A 21,798-nucleotide genomic window follows, 5' to 3' on the forward strand; every position below is an offset into this window, starting at 1 on the left:
AACTTTATTATAAAACTGTATATAAAATGATAATAACCAAAGAAATTGAATATCGTGGTGATGGTGTATTATTAAAAGGATTTTACGCATACCCTGAGAGAGGCTCACACTTACCTGCTGTCCTAATAGCACCAACATGGGCTGGTCGAGATAAGTTTGCTTGTGACAAAGCAATTGCAATGGCAAAAAAAGGCTATCTTGGCTTTGCTATAGATCTTTATGGAGACGCTAAAGTAGGCTCTTCAAAAGAAGAAAATGCTAGTTTAATGAATTCATTGCTAGAAGATAAATATGCTCTTATGACAAGACTTAGAACAGCATATAGCGTTGTTAAGAAACTACCGAAAGTAGATAAGTCAAATATCTCAGCAATTGGGTTCTGCTTTGGAGGCAAATGTGTGCTAGATATGGCTAGATCTAACGTGCCATTAAAAGCAGTAATAAGTTTTCATGGTCTACTTGAATCTACTATTGTCAAAGAACAAAATATCGATACTAAAATACTAGTGTTGCACGGCTACAATGACCCAATGGTACCTCCTGAGCGAGTTAACAAGTTTCAACAAGAGATGGATAAACGTAAAGCTGAATGGCAATTGCACACTTTTGGTAATACATATCACGCATTTACAAACCCAAATGCTAATGATCCTGAATTTGGTGCAGTTTTTAATGCGACATCAAATAAAAGAGCTTGGAAATTAGCAGAAGATTTTCTTAGAGAAACATTTAATAGTGGATACCCATTCTAGGGTTTAGAGAATTTACTTAATAAGACCAATATATGGAAGCTCACGATACTTTTCATCGAAGTCTAGACCATAGCCAACAATGAATTTATCTTCGATTTCAAAACATACATAATCAAGATCAACTTCTCTTTCTAACCTTGCAGGCTTAAATAATAAAGTTGCAAACTTTAAAGTCTTAGGGTTGTACTTATTAATACCATCTTTTAACTTATGATAAGTATGTCCAGTATCAACAATATCTTCAACTATTATAATATTTTTATCTTTAACGAACTCCTCTTTAAGAGATGTTTCTGTCAAAGTTACCTCACCAGAACTCTTTGTTCCCGAACCATAAGATGATGCAGTAATAAATTGTGTTCTTAAGTCAATTCTTAACTTTCTCACCAGGTCCGCAAAGAACATAAAAGATCCTTTTAAAACACATACAAGAGTAACCTCTTGACCTGAATAATCTTGATTGATCTCTTCAGCTAGTTTAGTAACAGCATCTTCAAGCTGTTGTGATGTTATATAAACGTCAGTATTTTCTGCAGAATAACTCATAAATTTAACCTTTTTTGAAATAATCTTCAAAGAATAGAATTTGTTCTCTAGATGGTCCATATGCTAATGAAGATATTGGAATACCAATATGGTTTTCTATAGTTTTTAGATATGTTACAAGAGCATTAGGCATATTATCTTTAGTTACCGTTTCATCAATTGAGAATGGCTCTAGATCAACTAATATTGGCTCAACCTTATATAAATCAATACCAGGGTATGCACAATAAATCTCTTTACCCTCATATTTGTAACCAATACAAATTTTTAGAGTATCCATATCTGATAATACATCAACTTTTGTCAGAGCAATTGACGTTAAGTTTGAGCATTTTGCAGAATATTTAAGTAATGGTAAATCTAACCAACCACAACGACGTGTTCTTCCAGTAGTTACACCTATTTCACCACCTTTCTTTTGGATAAAATCTCCCACATCATCAAAAAGCTCCGTAGGGAAAGGCCCCTCACCAACTCTTGTAGTATATGCTTTTGTAATCCCGATCACATGATCTAAATTACTACCTGCTGTTGTAGCACCAGAATAAACACCCGCAACAGAAGTATTTGATGACGTTACAAAAGGGTATGTTCCATAATCAACATCTAAAAGTACACCTTGAGCACCTTCATAAACAATGTTTTTACCTTCTGAGATAGCAGAATCTATAATTGAAAAAGTATCTTTTGAATATTGTTTAAGTTTTTGTCCTAAAGAGTAAAGTCTTTCAAACTCTTCCTCTATTGATGGATATTCCACCTTATATAAATCTCTAAATAATGTCTCTTTTTCAGCTAATGATATCTCTAATCTTGATCTTAATAGATCTTTATCAAATAAGTGCTTAAACTTAATCGCCTTACGCGATACTTTATCTTCATAAGCAGGACCAATACCTTTACCAGTTGTGCCTATTTTTTCAGTAGTATTGCTTTCTCTAACAGCATCTAATAGCTTATGATAAGAAGTAATAACAGTACAAGACTCAGAAACAAAAAGATTATCCGCTGAGATACTTATTCCAGCTTCTTGAAGACGTGTAATCTCAACATCAAGAGCAACAGGATCTAGAACCACACCATGACCAATTACACATTTTGTATGGCTATGTAAAACACCAGATGGGATAAGATGCAAAAAAGTTTTTTTACCATCTACAACTAATGTATGACCTGCGTTATTACCGCCTTGGTAACGTACAACCAAGTCAGATTTTTCTGCTAAAGTATCTGCTATTTTACCCTTACCTTCATCGCCCCACTGAGCACCAACGATTACAATTTTCGACATATTAAACTGAACATTCTGAGATTAAAATTTAGATGTATATTATGGTAATATATTAGCGAGCATTTTGCTAGTAAAATATAGTCTAGCAAAATTATTTTGAATAGATATTTGTTATTAATAATTGTTATAATAGCTATTCAAACCATAGCTTTAACCATCAAAAACAAGGAATAAATACATGTCGAAGATAAAAAGGGTTCTAATATCTGTTTCAGATAAAACAGGTATTGTCGATTTTGCCAAAGAATTAGCTAAATACGATATAGAGATTCTATCAACAGGAGGAACATCGAAAGCCCTAAAAGAAGCTGGTCTTAATGTCAAAGATGTATCACAGCATACTCACTTCCCAGAAATTATGAATGGCCGAGTAAAAACTCTTCACCCTCTTATCCATGGAGGCATCTTAGCAGATAGAGATAATTCAGAACACCTTAAAGCAATGCAAGATAACAATATTGGTCAAATAGATATGGTTGTTGTTAACTTATATCCTTTTGTTAATACTGTTAAATCTGGTGCTGATTTTGATACATGTATCGAAAACATTGATATTGGTGGACCATCAATGGTTCGCTCATGTGCAAAAAACCATAAACATACAACTATAGTTACAAACCCAAACCAATATGAAACTGTAATAAATGAGATGACTCAAAATGATGGAGAGACAACTCTAAAAACACGCAGAGAGTTTGCTAAAGAAGCTTTTGCTCATACTACTGAGTATGATAGTCATATTGCAAATTGGTTTAGCAAAGAGCTAGATGAAGAATATCCAGAAAAACTTTTCTCAGTAGGTACTCTTAAGCAGGTCCTAAGATATGGTGAAAACCCACATCAAAAAGCTGCAGTATACTCTACAGATACAGATTGTGTAAGCATTACAAATGCTAAACAACTACAAGGTAAAGAGCTATCATATAATAATTTAAATGATGCTGATGGCGCTTTTGAAATGGTTTGTGAATACTCTGAACCATCTTGTGCAATTATCAAACATGCAAACCCTTGCGGTATAGCTTCTGGCAAAAATGCTTATGAGGCTTGGAAAAAAGCTCTTGCTTGTGATCCAATCTCAGCATTTGGTGGTATTGTTGCATTTAACTGTGAAGTTGATAAAGAATTTGCTGAATCTTTAGGAAAAATGTTCTTAGAAGTAATAATCGCACCTAGCTATACTCAAGAGGCTTTAGATACCCTAGCTGCTAAGAAAAATTTACGTGTACTAGAAACAGGAAAAGCTTTTGACACAAAATCATCGCGTATGATCAGCAAAAACATCCATGGTGGAATACTATCACAATCTTATGATAACGGTGGTGTTGATATTAATGACTGTAAAGTTGTTACAGATAGAGCTCCTACAGATAAAGAATGGGCTGATTTAATGTTTGCTTGGAAAGCTGTTAAATATGTCAAATCAAACGCTATTGTATATGCCCGAGAGACTCAAACAGTTGGAATTGGTGCTGGACAGATGTCTCGTGTAGATTCTGCTAGAATTGGTGCTGCAAAAGCCGAAGCTCACGAAGGCGCTAAAAACTCAGCAGTTGCTTCTGATGCTTTTTTTCCTTTTGCTGATGGTTTAGAAGAGTGTATCAAAGCTGGAGCAACTGCGGTAATTCAACCAGGTGGATCTAAAAATGATCAAGAAGTTATCGATGCTGCTAATAAAGCGGGTATAACAATGGTCTTCACAGGAATGAGACATTTTAGACATTAAATAAACAAAAGTCTTAATATAAAAATATGAAACTTCTTTTACTCAATTAGTTATAACCTCCATATCCTCCATATCCGCTCTGATTACTAGAAGAGCCTTTAATATAGACATTTTTATATGTTGATGATGAAAGATTCTCAATTTTTATATAATTTTCATGTATCTCTAATATTTCATATTGATTAAATATTTTCTGACCAACATGCACATCTAAAGAAACTCCTCCAGCACTTAACTCAGCACAAAGGTCATCATCAAATCCAGTAACTTTTATTAAATTGTAATTAGATGGCACAGCACTAGCCGAATAAGCAATTTTCTTTTTAAGCTTCTTTTTTACCTTAGGGTCAACAGATAAGTGCTTACTATTAGTCTGACTCTGATTTAATGCTTCTCTAGAGTCAGAAGAATTATTCTCATCAGAATTAGACTCATAATTTAGCTGACTTTGATTACCTTTAGAACTTGATGAATCCCTATCTTCTTCAAAGTTTGATTCTTTAGTAGTTTCACTTGAAACTGCAGGCATATCTGAAGGTGTACTTATTTGTGAAGAGTAGCCCAATTTATCCTGAAACTGCTTATTCTGCAATCTCAAAGAGTTAAGCTGAGTTTTGAGTTTTTCTAACTCTATATCCCTTGTATATTTATCTGTCTGCTCAATGTATCTATTAAGACTATCAATACCATTTTTCTGTGCTTGTGTTTCAGCATTAGATATCGCAAAAAAACTTAAACCACTTAAAACAATCACTATTTTTTTAAGCATAAAATTCACCTGTTATTTTCCAAGAGTCTACATTCCCTATTTTATCAAAATCTAGTGATATCTTATCTACTACGACATTATTAACATTTTTAACTATCAGATAAAGTTTAAAAAGTTGGCTTCTAGAGTACCCAGAGAACTCTATAGCTTTTAGTTTTGTTTTTTTATCTGATGAATTACTATCCAAAATCTCAAAATTAATATTTTCACTTTGTAATTCAGAGATTAAATAATCCATACTATCTTTTCTTTGTTTCTTATCTTTCAAAAAGACTTTATTAATCTTCTGATTGACATCATATAAGCTATTGTGCATTATAAACGAAGCATAATTATTATCCTTACTGATCGTATAACTGTCTGCTTGTAGAACTCTTTTTATTCTCGGGACTTGATCAATATTTGAATAGCTTCTTCTTTTATAAACAAGCTCAAGCTTTAGATCATCTTTGGAGTTATTTGAGTTTGTATCTGTTTCTATGTCGCTATTATTACTTTTGTCAGTGCTACCAAAGGATATAGTAGCACTGCTAATTTGCCAGCCATATACAAGAGGCCTCTCATTCTCTAACAACAAATTAGTAATTAAAATTGTCCTTGCTATACTTTTGACTTTGAACTTCTCAACAAATTCGTTATACTCTTTTTTCTTTCTCTCGGCCATCATCGTTTGTTGAAACGCCATGAACTGCTGTCTTTTCTTCTCCTGTTCAAGAGAGTTCTCGTATGAAATATAATAATAAACTAAAAGAGAAATACAAATCACAGAAACTATTGGAATACCAATATATAGTTTTTTGCTCTTATGTGAAAACTTACGTAAAGTTATCTTTTTTAAAACTTTTATGTTTGAAGTTAATACATCCTGGGAAATTGAATTTAAAATATTTTCAACATAATTAACGTTGTTAAAAAAGTTAGCAAACTCAGGAGCTCTTGTATCTATCATTAAATGATACTCATCCCCTTTATCCTGACTCATAGCTATTTTTTCTTTAAAGTAAGGTAATAACTCTACCAACTCTTCTAATGAAACTACCATATCTCCAGAGTAATAAACATCTTCATTGCTCAACTTATATTTCTTTTTATGCATATAAGTTCTTAGGTTAATATCATTAATAACTGACCCAATTGGAGCGATATAACCATCCTCAATAAAACATACCCAAAAATTCTCTTCTTGATTCGGTACTTGTGCAACTACTAGACAATTACTGTATTTAGTTGCTAAGAATGCTGCTGCTGATATCTTTTTTTGAGAAAAATCAATAGAATCACTAATAGCATAAGTATTTAAAGAATCTATGTACAGACCATAATGATTCTTGTGCTTTTGCAATACTGATTTTTTTGTAGATAAATTTAATTTCCAATCTAAACCACAAATAATATTATCATGCAAAAACATTATATTGACCCTATTCTATAATATATGGAGTAACAATAACAACTGTTGTTCTTAGCTCTTTAGTTGTTGCTTTTTTGCCTCCCAAGAACCACCAAGTCCAAGCTGGTCCTACAGAGTTTGTCGAGTCTCTATCAAGCTCCTCTTGGAACCCAGCTAAAACAACTGTTTGACCTGTTTGTAAAGGCACTGTTTGCATAAATGTTTTATTCTGAACATCCGGTAACTCTATTCGCTGAGATGGCTGTCTAATTGAGCTACCACTAGGAGCTTGGACACTTGAAACTTCAAAGGTTCTAAGCTTAATTAGGTTTGACATATTCAAGCTTATATTTACCAACATCTGACTACCATCAAGTATCTTAGGTGTTACAACTATCGAATAGCCTGTATTTATTGTTCCTGGCTGAACCGATGCCTCTGCTAATCCACCCACACCAGAAATAGTCATCTGTACCTGTTTCACATAGTCTGTTGTTCTTGCTACTTGAATAGGAGCTGGTTTACCACTAACTGTATAAAGAGTAGTTCCTGTTACATATGAAGTTCTACCAAGCAAATTTAATGAGTTTGCTATTAATTTTGTCCCTGAAAATGGACCATTAGTAAATTCTGCTGTAAAACCAGGTAATTGAGCTGCTGTCAGCACTGTGCCAAAAGGATCTGGAGTAACATCAGGAACCTCTGATTTCCATTGCAGTTTACTGCTTGTGGCACTAAACACGGCATCCCAGTTTAGTCCAAGCTTTGTAGAATCATTAGTTGTAACGTTATAAACCTCAACTTTTACAGCTATTCTTTCTTTTGCAATTTGATTAACTTTATCAATATATTTCTCAATCTTCGTCATAATAAAAGGAGTTGCCGTTACAGTTATAGTACCCATTGCTGGACTAACTATAGCCTCTCCTTCAGAACCTAGTATTTTCTTTATCGTTTTTTCAGCTGTCGTCCAAGAATCATAAGTACCATAATCATAACTAGTATTAAAACTTTGTTGCCCATCTCCTTTTTTAACACTTGCGGCTGATGATATATCAGTCTTAGTTGTAGTTTTTCCTGGTAACATATTCATTTGAAAGACTTTTGTCTGAGTGCGGAAAAACACAACTTGATTAGTATCTTTATGATATTCCCAGTTTAAATTAACGGTATTGCCAATATAGTCAAGAACTCCTTTTAAAGTACCTGCATACGATATTTTAAAACTAGAAATACTCTTATCTGGTCGAGTTCGCTTCTTCGAACTTTCATCAATATAACCTAGATATACACGAGCATCTCCAGATAGCTGCATTCCAATACCACTACTTACAGCAAGTTCGCCTAGTATTTTATTAATAGGAGTTTCTTTGGAAATATTAAATGTAAATTTTTTATTAAAAACAGCGGGAAGCTTTTCATGCTTTTCTAATACTTTGTAGCTTTTTGTAGCTATTAAAATCTGATCTTCTCTAGTTATCAAAGATGATCTTGTTTTAGTTCTTGACTGCTGCATAGCTTTTTCAGCATTAGATATACCTTTATTAGTAAGCTTCTCAGCCTCTTCCATATTTTGACAAGATGAAACAAAAAATATGGTAGTTGTCAAAATTAATAAAGTTTTAATTTTTTTCACAGTTTATACATCCTTACTTAATAAGAAGCTGCTGACATTTTATAACCAAGCGTCTGTATCAAGATAGCATGATTTGATTTGATAGTAGCACGGATTGGATTATCTGTACTTTGTAGTGACATTAGCACTTGCTCTAGAGCTCCTCCTTCGGCGGTAAGCTTACCATATGCTGTAAAATCTTGAGAAATCTTATAGTCAAAATCAACATTCCAAATAATAGAATACCCAACACTTTTTGCCCATACATTAAGAGTGTCTTTAACACTATCACCCTTAAAGCCAAAAAATACTTCTCTATCTTTATTAGCTAGTGCTTGTGCTGTTTTTCTATTTTTAGCATACGCTATAATGCCATCCTTTAGATTTATATACGAAACTGTTTTTGATATTTTTTTATTAGCATTTATTTGTTTCTGTAGTAGCTCAGAGATCCTGACCTGATAGCTTCTATCTAGAGCCTTTTTTATAACATCTTGAGGCTTATACTGCTCGGTAATGCCTTTTTGACTATACAAAGAAACATTATCAGAATTTACCCACTCAACACTAATATTTGGCGAGCTAGGAGTCGTTATAGTATCTTTTTTAACTTTTACCTGGATTACTTTTGTGGGTTTATAATTTTCACCCTGCTCATAAGCTTTTTCTTGTGCTTTATTTGTAGTACATGAAGCTACAAAAACTATCACACAAGATAATAAAACAACATTCCTAATTTTTCGCACAATATTAACTCTTTAAATTTAATTCTCAAAATTATTCAAATATAGATATAAATTACAAACATTAAATCTACACTTGACATCAAACTCTATATTACCCAAACTAAGGAATAGTATAATATATTTAGAGAAATAACTAAACTCTACTTTAAGGTTAGTTATACTCAGCAAAATATACTAAATAGAGAGATTTCAAAAGAAGATTTAGAAGTGAAATATAAATTGTTGTTGGCTAGCACTTGTACTCTCAGCACATTTAGCATTTCAATATATTGATCTACTCTGCTAAACATGTTGATTACCTATACTATTTGAATTATGCCAAAGGTTTCACACAGTTAAGAGCCCAATTATAATTCCCACCTTGTGAAGCTCCGTTACTAGCGAATCCATATCTATCATTCGTTTCACCCAAAAGTCCTGAAGGAGATAATTTACTAAATGATACTGTTAAGCTCTGAGTGCCATACACATTTTGCTTATTACTTATATTCGAATTAGTATACTCTCCAACAGCTAAATTAGCAGCTGCAGGCGTTACATAATATCCAGGAGAACATTTCAATACAATATTTTTACCCTCTGCTTTCGCACTCTGTATATGCGCTGACTGTCTAAGGGCACTCTCACTAAATTCCGTAGCTATTAACTCAGCAATTTTTCCTGGTTCTTTAGCATTTGCTGGTACTGAGTAAGTTACTTGTGTAGCATGCTTAGCAGACTTATATTTAAGGACTTGAACGTTTGACGTTATAGTCTTTAAAGGTTGACCATTTGGTGCTTTTGCAACACTTTCAAAAACAAACTGAACCGAAGCAGAAGGACGCTTAGCACTTACATAAGTTCCAAATAAGAACTGGTTCTTATCCTTAATATAATTAATTGGATCCTTTACTGTTACAGTCTTACCGCTTGGCATTTCTTTATATTTATAAAGAGTATATCCTTTAAAACTTTCATGATCGCCAGGAGTAAGTACTGAATTTTTTTCTAAGTTAACTACTAACTCGTAAACATCATACTTATGTCCGTTAGGGTTATGCTCATATCTGCTAGTTTTTAATTTTAGATCTTGCTCTACAGAGTTAAAATCTAACCTTTTAGCTTTTGTTTGCATAACATTTCCATTAGGACCAACAGCCTTAAAGTAAACATTTTGTTTAACACCATAATTAACATACATTTGTATTTGAGCTGAACCATTAACTACGTTAGCTTCAGAAACCCTAGGTTTGCTACCATTTATAGATATTACCCAATAATATTTCCAACCAGAAGCCTGTGCCTTCGTACCAGAAACATTTGCCGTTACATTATAAATAGATTGATTCACACCGATAGGAGTAACTGTTTGCGTAGTAAGATCTGGTAAACTTGCTGGAGTTGATGGTTTTACATTCACTGTAGTGCTACCTGTAAACATTTCAACTCCACCACTATATGGCTTCATTTCTACCGAGTTCACTGACACTTTATGGGAACCAGGAGTTGTAAATTCATGTGTTATAGAACTTCCATCCACATCAAGGTTATGCCCATCAATAGACCAATGAACATTTCCTTCAGGATTAATCACTTTGAAAGTATACTCATTTGGATTAGTCTGCGACTGCTTTGTGTCTATAGTAAGATTATTATATCCATGCTGTGAGCCAGGTAAATTAAATGGCTGATTAAAGTTTTCAGCTACACCAACACTAACTGTTGATAATGCTAAAGCTGAAGATAAAGCAATTGTTATTAATTTTTTTTTCATAGTTTTTCCCTTTTAAAATTTATGTATTTTATTACAATCTTACACAAGATAGACCGGTCGGTCTATCAAGGTGTGATAATATTACCTAACAAGCAAACAAAAAGCAACTCTTTTGGTTTGTTTTTTTAAAAATTAGATAAAATTTTATTTTATACAGTCGACTCCCCACAGGTGAGCTCCTGCAGGTGCTTTATGACCATTCGATGCAAAGTTTGATCTAAATGTTTCAGCGCCATAATAATTAGAACCAGGGACATACACAACCATAGGGTATATACTTTCTGTTCTCAAATCACCATTCTTATGTGTTTGACTACCTACAGGTAGGTTAGCCGCTACTTCAGAAATATGATATCCTGACTTGCATGTATATACTATATTGTTACCCTTAGCTACAGCAGAAGCAACGCCTTCACCTATTCCCGGTACTTCTGGATCATCAGTTTTATGATTATATAGCTCATGAACAACACCAGCAGCTGTTGCTCCAGTAGATGGATCTACTGTATACGTAGCTTGAGTTGCTTGTGGTTTAAGACAGTTAAATGCCCATTCATATGACTTAGATGTATCATGTTCTTTGTAAGCATTTGAAGCCTGTCCGGGTCCTAAATCTAGTACTAGTAAAGAACCTTTAAGTGCACCTTTACTTATATATTGAACACCTGGAACAATTTCCTTTATCGTGTCTGGTGTTTTGTTTGTATTAATTTCAGAGCCCGCTGGAAGATTCGCAGCTGCAGGAGTAACAAATGTTCCTGGATTACATACAAAATGTAGCTTATTCCCTTCAGCAGTTACTTTAAACCTAATACTCTTACCAGCCTGTTCTTTCTCTGATGCTGAATTAAACTCTGCTGCTATTGCAGATGCTGTTGTCCCTATTGATGGATCTACTGTCCATGTCGCTTCTGTAGGTCGACTAGTTTTTACATTTATTGTAGTACTTGTAAAGTAAGATATTGGTGGTTGACCCTCAACAACTGATGACGCTTGGACAGATACAGTATGCTCTCCAGCTTTCTTGAATATATAGTCATGAATGTCTGAACCAGAAACATATTTATCATCAATAAACCATTTTCGGCTTGTCATACCATAAGTTTCTAGCTTAGTCCCTTTAATATCAATTCCAAAACTATATTCAGCCGGATTGTTTGGAGATTGTTTTGCTATTATTGAAATATTATGATATTTAGAAACTTGTGAATGTGAGTTTACTGAATTAGAAGCTTGGCTTAAATTATCAGCAACACCAATACTAACTGTTGATAACGCTAGAGCTGAAGATACAGCGATTGTTATTAATTTTTTTTTCATATTATATTTTCCCTATTTTAGATTTACAGATTCACACACTTCAAAAAACATCTAGACCGAGCGGTCTATTCTGAAGTGAAGTTTATACCACCTCATAACTAAATAAAATGAAAGCTTTTTATGAAGAAAACTGTTTTGTCGTTTTACTCACTGCCCTTCTAATAAAGTTAACTTGAAATATTTTTATAACGCATAGAGATTTTTCTATCTAACTATGATAAATTAAGGATAATTTTTTCTGAAAAACATATCGGAAAACATAACACCATTTCATACAAAGGAAATAAATACGGAAAGAATCTATGACTGCAGCAAAAAAAGAGAGTAAAGCTGAAGAAACAAAAAAAGAAATACTTCAAGCAGCATATAAAATAGCCAAAGATGAAGGATTCCATGCTATATCTTCTATTAAAATCATTAAAACCTGTGGATTTAGCAAAGGTAAATTTTTTCATTATTTCCCAAAGATTGAAGATTTATATTTATATATCCTTGATTGTTTTATAAAACAAACCTCCAGCGAAGTAGTGTCTAAAAAAGAACCTACTCTAAAAAAATTTGAAAATCTTAAAAATTTCATTAATGATTATATTGACTACTTTGTTAACCTGTTAAAAGAATCTCCTGAATATGCTGCTTTAATTTTTTATTTTGTTGGGCACTGTCAACATAATAAAAAATATAGAGCTAAATTTAATAATATTATTCAAACTTCACTTGATGAGTGGACAGCTAACTTTCCTGCTAAATTTACGCCCAGCCTCTCCAAGGAGGGAAAGCAACGCTTATTACACCTATTAGATACATATATTATTGGTTTATGTTTTAATTATCTTATCATTAAGGATGATAAAGTATTTGAAACTACAGTCAATGACTTCAAAAATGTGGTTTTTCATTTCTTTGACTCCCAGTCTTTAGATAAAGATACAATAGAATCAAATTGATTAGCTACTCTAAGCTTTTCTTTCTATTATAACGCATCCATAATAACTCTTTTGTGATACATTTTCCTTTGATGGATTCATCGCAATATAACCAATTATCAAACTTGTTAAAACATACTATAATCAGTTATCAAGATTTAGAATAGTCACATACTGATATTGTTTGAATATTATAGATTCCATTTATTGCTTTAATAAGAATCATACCATGGGTATAGGTCACTAAAACACCAGACTCAGTCTTTGGAATATTATTATCAGAATTTGTAATTTTCGGCGTATAAACTGTCTTTGAAGCATGTTTTTTTCTTTTGATTATATATTTTGAAGTATATATTTTAGAGCTTAGTATGTTTACAATTAGCTTAAATTCACCACCAGTATTCTCATCACACTTCTCATTATACCTCTGCACCGGAAGAATCTTATCAGGCGAAACATTATCATACTCTTTAGTACCTAAAATAACTATTTTTCTTTTTACAATCTTACTTTGAGAAAACTTCTTACTAGAACCCTTCTCTTTAACATTAAGATCATACATTGCTAGCTCATTACCACGCTCACCTGGATTGTTTGCTATCTCAACCTCACTCTTTTGATTTAAACCATTAAAGTTAATATTATTAGCGTTTACATTTAGGTTTTTAGCGCTTATTGATGTTCGTGTTTTTGAGTCTAAATTAAGAGATGACGATAGTATATCTGTCTCTCCCTGGCCTTTTATATAAGAAACTGACTGGTTTCCATATAGAAGTTTTGCTACGTTTTTTATATAGTGAGGTTGATCATTTGACAAAAATTCTAATGATTGTTGCATAGAGTTTTTGCCTGACACATCAAGCCAGTTATCGGCATTTGTTTTACCGACTAACTCTATTATCACAATATGCTTATCTTTTAGCCTTATACTCTTTTTCGTTTTAAAGTTGATAGTTACAAAATTTTGCCTATTAAGATATTTCATAACTAGGCTAGCATCTAAATCACCCTCTTTAGTCTTATCATTATCAATATCAAATTTTAGTTGTGCAACTACTATACTTTGGTTTTGATTTGGAAGATTTGATTCTTTTTGGTTAAATAATGTCAACATCGAACCTTTTTTTAGTAACTCAGATTTAATATCTATCATGCACTGTATTTTATCTAAACCATTATGATTCACTTTGCAATTTAACTTATTTTTAAAATTAATTGCTCTAATACTTTCAAAATTCTTTTGCGAATAAACCTCTTTTTCAACTAAAGACACATATCTCAAAATTTGTTGGCTTAATGCTTGATTTTGTTTATTGATATTCACATTTACTAAAATTCTATAAAAAATTAAAAGTGAGAAAGATAAAACTGCAAGGACTATTATTATCTCTAATAAGGAAAATCCCTTTTTCTTAGCAAACTTAAACATCAAACTATCCACCATAAATTAAATACTTACAAACTAATATGGCAGAAAGTTCCACATTACTATAATAATACTCACCTTGCTTATTTTTCAACATTTCTACCTTAAAGCCTTTACCAACCTTATCAACCTGAACTCCTTTACCAACGTAGTTATCATCAGAAACAATAGGTAAATCAATACGCAAATCACTCCAGCCATAGTTATGAGTATTTTGGCTATAATTTGTAACATATACAAATAACGAGGATTCTTGATTTTTTTTACAAGTTGATGAAATTGTCATGGATGGCTTATCACGAGTTAATGTCACTTTCTGAATTTTTTGAGCATCAAAAAGTGATAAAAAATCACTCAGATAAGTTCTTTGATTTTCACTCTGCTTTTCAAATACATCAAACCTAACATCTCCTAATTTAATTTTATTATCTGATGAGAAATAGACCTTCTCAGCATCTGCTCCAATATTTGCATGTAAAATATCAAACTCAATATTCTTATTTGTATTAAAATATATATTATTTGAGGAGATATTAAAGGTTGGCTCGCCGTACATCGTTATTTCTTGCTGACCCTTACTATCAGTATTTACAGATGTAATGGCTGCCATACCTCCACCTACAAAGTCCAAATCTGTCATATTTGAGATGGTACTTTGTTGTCCGTTGAAAGTCAGATCACCTTTCATACTATTACCCCCATCTACTCTTAGCCAAGGGTCTTTTAGCTGTCGAAACACTATTTTTATTTTAATAAAATTTTGCTTGGCTAAAATAGAACTGACCCCGCTTGACAGTTTGTCCGCTAAGAAATGATTATTTAATAATTCAGATACTCGCTCAGCAATAGCATTGGACTTATCTTTATATTTAAAAGGTCCTATCTTTATATTTGCAACAAGGCTATCTCTTGATAATCTTGTAACATATGCTTCTACACTATCTTTCTTAAGAAAAAATGATTTTAACTCATAGTTTTTAGGAAGTAGTTTTCTAACTTTAAGCCACTTCACTCCATTTTGATAGGTAGGCCTAGATGTACTTAATGATAAATATGTCTCAACTGCATCCACATATTGTATCAGCTGCTCAGTGGTTTGATCGGCTTCTCTACGTAGCTCGACACTCGCATAATATCTATAATTAAGAAATATAAAGAATGTTATCACTCCCAAAATTATTAATATTTCTAGTAAAGATAGACCTTTAATTTGCGATATTTTCTTTATATTTCTAATCTGGTTCATTTCTTATATAGCTATCTAATAATTTATACAATATCTTTAATTAATTAGGATTACAATACACAACGATTTGTAGCTGTCCCGATACTATATCATCAGGTATATTAATACTAAAGTTATTCTGATTGACTGTTATATTTCTCTGTGACGATATAGGCATAGCGTATATAGTATCTTTTTTAAAAAAACTTACATCACTAACATTGTCTATTTTAATTTCATCACTATATTTCTGTAAACTTATTGGTGATAGTTTTGTTAGGCTATTTAAAAGACTTGCTTCAAGCACTAAACTACCATCTTTACACTCATTCTGGTACTTGCCTTTAGGAATTTTTATTGAAGGGTGGTCAGCTTTAACAAATTTGCGCGTATTAACATAAAGTATATTTACAGCATAATTATCTAGCTGACTAAAAGGCACTTTATGAACAAGAAAAGGAACATAAAAATCATCCATAAAAACATTAGCTTTTTTCTTAGAACCTAAATAAAGATAACTATTATTATTAGTAGCAAAATTTAATGAATTATATTCAAAATTAATTGTGCTTGTCCTTTTATCTCCAATTTCACTATTTTCTGATGTTAAACTAATTTGTGGGAATTTTACTGTTAATGGAGCTAAAACAGATTGATTAGGGTCCATATATGACGCTATTGTTGATTTATTATTCTCCGGGTTTGCAATCAGCTTTATTGCAAATAAATTTCTTATATTTCGACTTAAGGCATCTAAACTAAAATATAAATTTGCGTAAGGCTTATTCTCACCATAGATATCTATCCAAGTATCTCCTTGATAAGGCACAACTATATCAGCAAGCAAACTATCATCCTTGACACTAAATGCAACAGCTGCTTTTGAAGATGTCACTGAATCAATTTGCTCAAAATAGTCTTGGGTATCTAAAAATAAATCTGCCAACTCAAGTTTACTTTTTTTCTTTGGACTCAACTTAACCTCTATCTTTAAAACACCATCTTGCTTCTTAATACTCGTTTGCAAGTGACTTTTAATACTTAAATCACAAGGAAGGTAAGATCTATCTGCTAAACCACCCTTACAACCTTTAGAAGACTTTACAAATTTAGTTCCTGAATATAAACCTGATTGTATTTTCTTATCTTCTAGGACCCTAGTTTTAACTGCTGAGACATATTCAGCAAATTTATATGAAAGATTATTTACATAATCATCTTTGAAGCTTTGCTTAAATAAAACAAATAAAATAGCGATAATAAAAGATAATACTGAAATAGATATTATTAATTCAAGAAGTGAAAAACCTCTTATTTTTCTCATAATATTTAACTATTTAAAGGATAAAATGTTATTGCGTCTTAAGAAAAGTTTAAAACTAATTTAGCATTATCATGACAAGCGGTTGCTATATCAGAAACATTACTAGCTTTTTGATTATCAATTTTGATGTTTGCACTTTTCATAAAGTGAGTTGCTAAGTCAACACAACCACCTTTTGGAATTTGATGTAACGTTATATTATACCCACTTCCACCATCATCGTTATTACTAGAAACGTCTAGTAGTGACTTACTATTACTAGAATGCCATACCGTACCTATTTTATTATCAGAATTTTTGATAATTAGTGTTGATGGTACTATACCCTGCTTTAATAAGATCTTATTATTAAGCCCGGTATAATCTCCCCCTGTCTCTGAATATAAAGAATGGATATCCTCTGATAGGATTGTTATGTCATTTTCCATAGATGACGCGTCAGTTTTGCCCCAAATAACTTTAGAAATTGTCATAATAGCAATTACTAAAAAGGCAATTACTGCTAAAACTATCATTAATTCAACTAGACTAAAGCCTTTTTGTTTTGTTTTTCTCATTAAATAGCTCCCCTATAATTTATATTAATATACAGATAATAAATATAACATATATATTTAAAAAAAACAAACCTCATGATTCGTAAGGTACTCAAATATTTTTATCCTCTCGAATTAAAAATATCCTTTAATAACTTATTCTACATAGATCCCGTAGCTCCAATACCTATAGCATATATTGACCACATAAATGCACATATATACAATGATGTTAAAAGCATTACTACAATATTCAAAGCCCCAAACTTTGCTTTAATACTTGTCATTTGAGCCTCTAAGTACTCATAAGAAAGATCTTTTAATCCTATTTCTAATTTACCACTATTTGTATAAATATCTATCATACTAGATATCCTACGATTAAATAAAGATACTCGTGACAGCGCTTCCCCAGGATTTGTACCTTGAGATACCTTCATAATTATCATCTTAATAAAATCCTGCAAATATGGCTTGGCTCTATCATGCATAATCATCAAAGCTTTATTCAAAGAGGTTTGCTTATTTTGTAACAAAAGTGATAGTGAAATCATAAACCTAATCGCTACGATACTCTTGTAAACCGAAAAAACTGGAAAGAAATCAAACAATGAGCGTCTTAATCCCCCCTTATACCTAGGAAGCACAAGATAAAACCCCAAAACAATCAAGAAAATTCCTGCTATTGAAAATGGTAATAAATCTAGAAAACCTTTATTGAATTTATAAAAAGACATTGTAAAAGCAGGCAATTTATTTGCCGGTATGCTACTCACAATAATTGGCATAACTTTTGTTGCTGAAAAATACATTAAACCAATAATAGCAGCAGTCAAAGATATAGGTTTCATCATACTTTTGATAATAGCTGAAGATAGCTCATTAAGTTTTGCTGAAATACTTATCATATTTTCTAATGACTGCTCTATATTTCCATCACCAGAGGAGCTAAGTATCATATACTCATGGTTAGTTATATATATTTTTATAGCTTCTGAAAATGTAAAACCTAGAGAGTTATATCTAAATAAAATATCATCTATTATCTCTACTAAATATTGCTCATTATCAAAATATTTACGTTTAAATTTGATAATAGAGGCTTTTCTTCTCTCTAGATACTCACCAATATCAAACCCAGAGCCAAGCATCATTGCCATAGTTTTATAAAAATCTGCTCTCACAGCCCCACTAAACTGCATTTTTAAAAGATTAATTTTAAACTGTGAATATAAACTATCTTTTCTTTTTTTACCAAACAATGATCTTAATCACCTATAAGTAGATTTGTAACCATATAATACAAAACTAAGCTTGTTTTGCATATAACCATTTAGTATTCTTTATGCCAATAGAAAAATCCTGTTCAAAAGAACCTACTGTTCCATGTAGTACCCATGGACATACATCTCCATCAAACACTTTTTGTAAGCCATGCTCAACAATTGTTACACCATTTAAATTTTTTAGCCAATGTTCTCGTGCTTTTAAAATGGCATTATCCTCAAGGTACTGCATAATTTGCTCATCTGGCTGTAAAACTTCAGCTACAACATTTCTGCCACTGATACCTAAGCCTGCACAACTCTCACATCCATTAGGATTCCTATATCGAACTTTATCAAGAATCGACTCTGACAAATTGTAATACGATACAATATTATCTAAAGCCTCAGATATATACTCATACTTATCCGGCTCAAACTCTTTAAACTCACTTGCCGTAATTCCACATTTTTTGCATGTCATTGGCACTAGCCTTTGATATATTAGCAATTTAGCAAAAGATGTAGTCAACACGACATCTCTATCCATACCAATAGCTATTAGTCTCTTTGCTATCTGTAAAGTGCTCTGAGCATGTACTGTTGTCAACATAAGGTGGCCAGATTGAACACCTTTTTGGAAGAAATCCCCTGTGTTTTTATTTCTGATTTCATTACACATCATAACATCAGGATCTAGTCTCATTAATGTTTTAAGAGCATTATTATATTCAAGTGAGATCTGCTCTTCAGTCATGGTTGCTGACTCATGAACAATTAGCTGACTCACGCCATTTATAATGTACTCCACCGGAGACTCTACAGATAATATTCTAATCTTATTTTTTGAATTACTAATAAGTTTATAAATAAGACTCGCTAAAGATGTTGATTTACCAGAACCAGTTGTGCCTGCAAATATAATTGCCCCATCTTTTATCATTAGGCTAGACTCTAATAACTGCTTTTGGTATTTGTTATAACCGAGTACATCTAAGTTTGGAATAGCTGACTTATCAGTAGACAGTATCCTAAAAGATACTATAAACTCGTCTATAGCTTCATTTTGGCTAGTATTCATTTCGCTACTTTCTACTGGAGCACTAGCAAATCTAAGCCTATATTTCTTTCCATTAATATATCTTTCTATAATTGTTTGCTGTCTAGCTTTAGGATTAAACTGTTGATCCTTTTGTCCTTCTGACCCTTTAGCATTATATAATGCTCTAATCATGCTAGTACATAGTTCACTACTAAGATTGGTATAGTACTGTATCTCACCATGAAGACGATATTCTACTCTAGCTTGAGATTTCCCAACACGATAATGAATATCTGTCACTTTCATAGCTATAGCTTCTTTGATCTGAGTGTCAAAGCGTAAAATCAACTCTTCATTTTCATAGTTTTTATCTGTATCTAAACTATGTAATATCTCACTAAGAACACTTTGTCTCACAACATATGTATACGTTGATTGTTTGTGTTCTTCTTTAGCTTTATTTCTTAAAAGAAATATTTTATCTCTATATTCATTTTGATCACATAGATCAGAGAATATTGTGACTATTATTTTTTCTTTAGACTCTTTCAGAGTCGCTTTAACTAATATAAAAAATCTTCTTTCTTCATTTGTAATATAATACTTAGAAAAAATATCTTTATCATTACAGAATAAAAAACTCTCTATTAGAAAAGGAAGATCATCTAATGACTCTAGTATATCAGGGTAGTTGTTAGTCGAGTAATTAGTATCGCCATCTTGACTCCCTAACTTCTTGCTATATTTATCTTTTAAAAGCTCTTTAAGCTTAGTATAGTTTGTTGTTATTTTTCTCATTACTTAAATTCTGTTAACAAAACCTTGATACGGACATTTTAAATTTTACAATCTATTATATCTTAAGTGACTTACTTTTAAATTAAAACATCTATGATAATGCCGATGTTAACAGTGGCGATATAACCAAAACAACTCCTATAAAAATAATAAAATAAATACTTTTAGTACGATATTTCTTTAAATTTGGTGTTTTAAACACAATATATGCTGGCACTAAACACCCTAATATTCCAAATATAGGCCCAGATAAAGGTACTAGTTTATATATTGGAGCATTAAAGACTATTGAAAGCCATGTTAATAGAAAGATTATAACTACGACTATAGTATTAAGACTAAACAAGTCTTTACCCTCGATAGCTAAACCATTCTTTTTAAATCTCTCTTTTAAGATACCTCTTAAAGATTCCTCCATCCCAGCTAAGATACTTAGAAAAGAGGTTAAAATAGCACATAGACTAATAATAATTCCACAAATATACAATATATTATTTGATTGGCCCTGCTTCTCTAACAATATAAAAGCTGATTGATTATTTGCTGTTGCTTCTAAAGCTTGAGCTTTTGGAATAACCAAAGAAAAAGATAATACATAAAAACCAATAATAATTACTAATATAATAAATGCTATACTCATCGTTTTAAGAGTTTTATTTAAAATAAAGCTCTTATCCTTACAACGATAATGAGACCTATAACCAATAACCATTGGACTTAATGACTGAATAAACAATATTGATGTTAATGAAAATGGCAACATTATAATACTTTTAGCAACAAACTCCCCACTATTAGCAGGCAGCTCTAAAAGATTACTAGTTGACCATAAAGGAATTAACGATATAGAAACTACGATAATTGCCAAGATTAATATAACTACCAAAAATGTTGATATTCGCACAAATAGCTTTTGGCTTTTAACTCCTAAAAATATCAAAACAACCATTAAAATAGCACTATATAAAGCACTCTGCTCAAGATGTGGATTTGTCGTTAGATGAAACATATACAAATATGATGCTAAAGATTTTGCAACAACCTCAGCATATATTACTGTCCATATTATCATCATAAGTAAGTACAGAGCTCCTAAAAAGGCTGACCACTTATTCCCTAACAGCTCCGCCACTACCTCTTTATAATCTTTAGGTTTTTCAGATTCAAATAACGTTTGAATATAAAGCTTTTGAAAAAGATATATACCTGGATAGGCTATTAGTATTGATACCATAAAAACAGCAAAACCTACAACACCAACACTTACGGGAACCAAGACGATTCCGGCCCCTACTGCCATTCCTATACTAACGACAAGCCAACTTAAGTCAAATTTATTAAATTT

Annotated in this window: 18 protein-coding genes; 3 read left to right on the plus strand and 15 right to left on the minus strand. The window is 32.0% G+C overall.

Annotation, left to right across the window (positions count from 1 at the left end; genetic code table 11):
- Positions 1-26 precede the first annotated feature (26 nt).
- The gene (locus tag F3D62_RS04835; RefSeq protein ID WP_150467121.1) at positions 27-752 is read left to right on the plus strand and encodes a dienelactone hydrolase family protein; all 726 of its coding nucleotides are present in this window, start codon (positions 27-29) and stop codon (positions 750-752) included.
- 12 nt (positions 753-764) lie between these two features.
- On the opposite strand, the gene hpt is transcribed toward F3D62_RS04835, so the two are convergent.
- Both hpt and F3D62_RS04845 read right to left on the minus strand, forming a co-directional pair.
- Positions 765-1,298, minus strand: coding sequence for a hypoxanthine phosphoribosyltransferase (gene hpt, locus F3D62_RS04840; RefSeq protein WP_150467122.1), 534 nt, complete (start codon positions 1,296-1,298; stop codon positions 765-767).
- A 4-nt stretch (positions 1,299-1,302) separates the two neighbouring features.
- Positions 1,303-2,589 carry an adenylosuccinate synthase gene (locus F3D62_RS04845; protein WP_150467123.1) on the minus strand — a complete coding sequence of 429 codons (1,287 nt, stop codon included), beginning with the start codon at positions 2,587-2,589 and terminating at the stop codon, positions 1,303-1,305.
- 178 nt (positions 2,590-2,767) lie between these two features.
- Here F3D62_RS04845 and purH point away from each other — a divergent pair, with 178 nt between their 5' ends.
- Positions 2,768-4,315 (plus strand): bifunctional phosphoribosylaminoimidazolecarboxamide formyltransferase/IMP cyclohydrolase, encoded by a 1,548-nt coding sequence (purH, locus tag F3D62_RS04850; protein ID WP_150467124.1) that lies wholly within the window; start codon positions 2,768-2,770, stop codon positions 4,313-4,315.
- A 46-nt stretch (positions 4,316-4,361) separates the two neighbouring features.
- Here purH and F3D62_RS04855 read toward each other — a convergent pair whose 3' ends face one another.
- The 6 genes from F3D62_RS04855 to F3D62_RS04880 all read right to left on the minus strand — a co-directional run bounded on the left by F3D62_RS04855 (position 4,362) and on the right by F3D62_RS04880 (position 11,908).
- Positions 4,362-5,084: a hypothetical protein gene (locus F3D62_RS04855; protein WP_150467125.1), complete on the minus strand. Its 723-nt coding sequence runs from the start codon at positions 5,082-5,084 to the stop codon at positions 4,362-4,364.
- The gene (locus F3D62_RS04860) at positions 5,077-6,495 is read right to left on the minus strand and encodes a hypothetical protein (RefSeq protein ID WP_150467126.1); all 1,419 of its coding nucleotides are present in this window, start codon (positions 6,493-6,495) and stop codon (positions 5,077-5,079) included. The genes F3D62_RS04855 and F3D62_RS04860 overlap by 8 nt, the downstream gene beginning before the upstream one ends.
- Positions 6,496-6,505: 10 nt before the next feature.
- Positions 6,506-8,110 carry a hypothetical protein gene (locus F3D62_RS04865; protein WP_150467127.1) on the minus strand — a complete coding sequence of 535 codons (1,605 nt, stop codon included), beginning with the start codon at positions 8,108-8,110 and terminating at the stop codon, positions 6,506-6,508.
- A 17-nt stretch (positions 8,111-8,127) separates the two neighbouring features.
- On the minus strand, positions 8,128-8,835 hold the full coding sequence (locus F3D62_RS04870) for a TcpQ domain-containing protein (RefSeq protein ID WP_191092538.1): 708 nt from the start codon (positions 8,833-8,835) through the stop codon (positions 8,128-8,130).
- A 313-nt stretch (positions 8,836-9,148) separates the two neighbouring features.
- Positions 9,149-10,588, minus strand: a complete 1,440-nt coding sequence (locus F3D62_RS04875; RefSeq protein ID WP_150467129.1) for a hypothetical protein — start codon at positions 10,586-10,588, stop codon at positions 9,149-9,151.
- 144 nt (positions 10,589-10,732) lie between these two features.
- Positions 10,733-11,908, minus strand: coding sequence for a hypothetical protein (locus F3D62_RS04880; protein ID WP_150467130.1), 1,176 nt, complete (start codon positions 11,906-11,908; stop codon positions 10,733-10,735).
- Positions 11,909-12,210: 302 nt separating this feature from the next.
- Here F3D62_RS04880 and F3D62_RS04885 point away from each other — a divergent pair, with 302 nt between their 5' ends.
- On the plus strand, positions 12,211-12,855 hold the full coding sequence (locus F3D62_RS04885; protein ID WP_150467131.1) for a TetR/AcrR family transcriptional regulator: 645 nt from the start codon (positions 12,211-12,213) through the stop codon (positions 12,853-12,855).
- 130 nt (positions 12,856-12,985) lie between these two features.
- Here F3D62_RS04885 and F3D62_RS04890 read toward each other — a convergent pair whose 3' ends face one another.
- The 7 genes from F3D62_RS04890 to F3D62_RS04920 all read right to left on the minus strand — a co-directional run bounded on the left by F3D62_RS04890 (position 12,986) and on the right by F3D62_RS04920 (position 21,753).
- Positions 12,986-14,266, minus strand: coding sequence for a type II secretion system protein J (locus tag F3D62_RS04890; protein ID WP_191092539.1), 1,281 nt, complete (start codon positions 14,264-14,266; stop codon positions 12,986-12,988).
- A gap of 4 nt (positions 14,267-14,270) precedes the next feature.
- Entirely contained in the window at positions 14,271-15,509 is a 1,239-nt protein-coding gene (locus F3D62_RS04895) for a hypothetical protein (RefSeq protein ID WP_150467133.1), read from the minus strand.
- Between the two features lie 40 nt (positions 15,510-15,549).
- Positions 15,550-16,812, minus strand: coding sequence for a prepilin-type N-terminal cleavage/methylation domain-containing protein (locus tag F3D62_RS04900; RefSeq protein ID WP_150467134.1), 1,263 nt, complete (start codon positions 16,810-16,812; stop codon positions 15,550-15,552).
- Positions 16,813-16,850: 38 nt separating this feature from the next.
- Positions 16,851-17,369: a type 4 pilus major pilin gene (locus F3D62_RS04905; RefSeq protein WP_150467135.1), complete on the minus strand. Its 519-nt coding sequence runs from the start codon at positions 17,367-17,369 to the stop codon at positions 16,851-16,853.
- A gap of 140 nt (positions 17,370-17,509) precedes the next feature.
- Positions 17,510-18,610 (minus strand): type II secretion system F family protein, encoded by a 1,101-nt coding sequence (locus tag F3D62_RS04910; protein WP_150467136.1) that lies wholly within the window; start codon positions 18,608-18,610, stop codon positions 17,510-17,512.
- A 46-nt stretch (positions 18,611-18,656) separates the two neighbouring features.
- Positions 18,657-20,453 (minus strand): GspE/PulE family protein, encoded by a 1,797-nt coding sequence (locus F3D62_RS04915; protein ID WP_150467137.1) that lies wholly within the window; start codon positions 20,451-20,453, stop codon positions 18,657-18,659.
- A gap of 91 nt (positions 20,454-20,544) precedes the next feature.
- Complete coding sequence (locus tag F3D62_RS04920) at positions 20,545-21,753, minus strand: aromatic amino acid transport family protein (protein WP_150467334.1); 1,209 nt, start codon at positions 21,751-21,753, stop codon at positions 20,545-20,547.
- Between the last annotated feature and the right edge of the window lie 45 nt (positions 21,754-21,798).

The organism is Francisella sp. SYW-9, assembly GCF_008711465.1.
Taxonomy (GTDB): Bacteria; Pseudomonadota; Gammaproteobacteria; order Francisellales; family Francisellaceae; genus Francisella.

Coding starts and splice junctions, on each gene's coding strand:
- F3D62_RS04835 (WP_150467121.1), top strand. CDS start 27: ATGATAATAACCAAAGAAATTGAATATCGTGGTGATGGTGTATTATTA.
- hpt (WP_150467122.1), bottom strand. CDS start 1,298: ATGAGTTATTCTGCAGAAAATACTGACGTTTATATAACATCACAACAG.
- F3D62_RS04845 (WP_150467123.1), bottom strand. CDS start 2,589: ATGTCGAAAATTGTAATCGTTGGTGCTCAGTGGGGCGATGAAGGTAAG.
- purH (WP_150467124.1), top strand. CDS start 2,768: ATGTCGAAGATAAAAAGGGTTCTAATATCTGTTTCAGATAAAACAGGT.
- F3D62_RS04855 (WP_150467125.1), bottom strand. CDS start 5,084: ATGCTTAAAAAAATAGTGATTGTTTTAAGTGGTTTAAGTTTTTTTGCG.
- F3D62_RS04860 (WP_150467126.1), bottom strand. CDS start 6,495: ATGTTTTTGCATGATAATATTATTTGTGGTTTAGATTGGAAATTAAAT.
- F3D62_RS04875 (WP_150467129.1), bottom strand. CDS start 10,588: ATGAAAAAAAAATTAATAACAATTGCTTTATCTTCAGCTTTAGCATTA.
- F3D62_RS04880 (WP_150467130.1), bottom strand. CDS start 11,908: ATGAAAAAAAAATTAATAACAATCGCTGTATCTTCAGCTCTAGCGTTA.
- F3D62_RS04885 (WP_150467131.1), top strand. CDS start 12,211: ATGACTGCAGCAAAAAAAGAGAGTAAAGCTGAAGAAACAAAAAAAGAA.
- F3D62_RS04890 (WP_191092539.1), bottom strand. CDS start 14,266: ATGTTTAAGTTTGCTAAGAAAAAGGGATTTTCCTTATTAGAGATAATA.
- F3D62_RS04895 (WP_150467133.1), bottom strand. CDS start 15,509: ATGAACCAGATTAGAAATATAAAGAAAATATCGCAAATTAAAGGTCTA.
- F3D62_RS04900 (WP_150467134.1), bottom strand. CDS start 16,812: ATGAGAAAAATAAGAGGTTTTTCACTTCTTGAATTAATAATATCTATT.
- F3D62_RS04905 (WP_150467135.1), bottom strand. CDS start 17,369: ATGAGAAAAACAAAACAAAAAGGCTTTAGTCTAGTTGAATTAATGATA.
- F3D62_RS04915 (WP_150467137.1), bottom strand. CDS start 20,453: ATGAGAAAAATAACAACAAACTATACTAAGCTTAAAGAGCTTTTAAAA.
- F3D62_RS04920 (WP_150467334.1), bottom strand. CDS start 21,753: ATGGCAGTAGGGGCCGGAATCGTCTTGGTTCCCGTAAGTGTTGGTGTT.